This window comes from Vibrio sp. 704, from assembly GCF_033339295.1.
Genome location: NZ_JAWOUH010000124.1, coordinates 1 through 1,061 on the forward strand (window position 1 = coordinate 1; position 1,061 = coordinate 1,061).

2 protein-coding genes are annotated in these 1,061 nt (G+C 48.3%); one reads left to right on the forward strand and one right to left on the reverse strand.

The genetic code is table 11. The annotated features are described in order from the left end of the window. A partial coding sequence (locus tag R7R24_RS24890; protein ID WP_318119773.1) for a TIGR04211 family SH3 domain-containing protein occupies window positions 1–357 on the forward strand: 357 nt, incomplete at its 5' end. Window positions 358–450: 93 nt separating this feature from the next. Here R7R24_RS24890 and R7R24_RS24895 read toward each other — a convergent pair. Then, the coding region (locus R7R24_RS24895; RefSeq protein ID WP_318119775.1) for a general secretion pathway protein GspB at window positions 451–1,061 on the reverse strand (611 nt) is incomplete at its 5' end.

The window sequence follows — 1,061 nt, forward strand, 5'->3', positions numbered from 1 at the left end:
GAAAGCATGGCAATTCGCCTTCCTCGTATTGAGAAAGAGCTGTCAGAAGTGAAAGAACAGCTAGCAAATGCTCGTCAAACTTCTGATACCGAGAAAGCGGGTCTAGTAACATCACTAGAAACTCGTAACCAACAAATTACAGATCTAGAGAAAAAATACTCTGAGATCAGCGACCAGCTCACTTCTGTTGAAACAGAAAACCGTGAACTTCGCGCCAAGCTGGATACGCAAAAAGATGACATGCTGCTTAAGTACTTCACTTACGGTGGTGGTGTAGCAGGCCTTGGTCTTTTATTTGGTTTGATTCTTCCTCATATCATTCCACGCAGAAAGAAATCACCTGCAGGTTGGGCATAACTGCCCCGCAAACTACCGGTTTGCACATAGCGGATACGAAAAAGGCCACATTCATGTGGCCTTTTGCTTATCTAATGGTTTCACGCGAGAGTACTAACCATCCCATTCGTAAAGCGCAGGGATTCGGATTTGCTCACCTTGGAATTCGACAATGACAGCCTGCGGCTGAATATCGTTCAGAGTGACTTGCCCATCCACTACAGCTCCTTGGGGATCCTCCACGTTATTGATTTTCACCCAACGACGATTGGCATCACTGGCATACATGTGCGTTTGCAAATTAAGGGCCGGAAGACGTCCTTGCCACTGCTGCGCATTGCGCTCCAAGTCATTCACCTGTGACGGCGCAGAAGTCGGTGCATCGTTTTGAGACAGCGCATTTTCCACTTTTTTGGCGAGATCTGGAGACAAGGAAGATAAGTCTAGATCATCCGATGACAAACCTAAGTCGTCACGACGATGCGTAGATGCTGTGCTCGTGACGGGAGTAGCCGTTGTCGGATCTGGAGCCTCACCCTCGTTGGCATACTCGGAGGGTTGCAAGAATGTCCCAATGTCGCGAGATAACTCGGCACTCGGCCATTCTCGTGGCAGTTGAGCAAGATCCGTTGATTCTGGATAATCTAAAACTTCAAATGGTTGTACGACTTCCGCCACCACTACCTCTGGCGTAACCGCTTGAGTCTCTGGCGTAAGCAAATCTA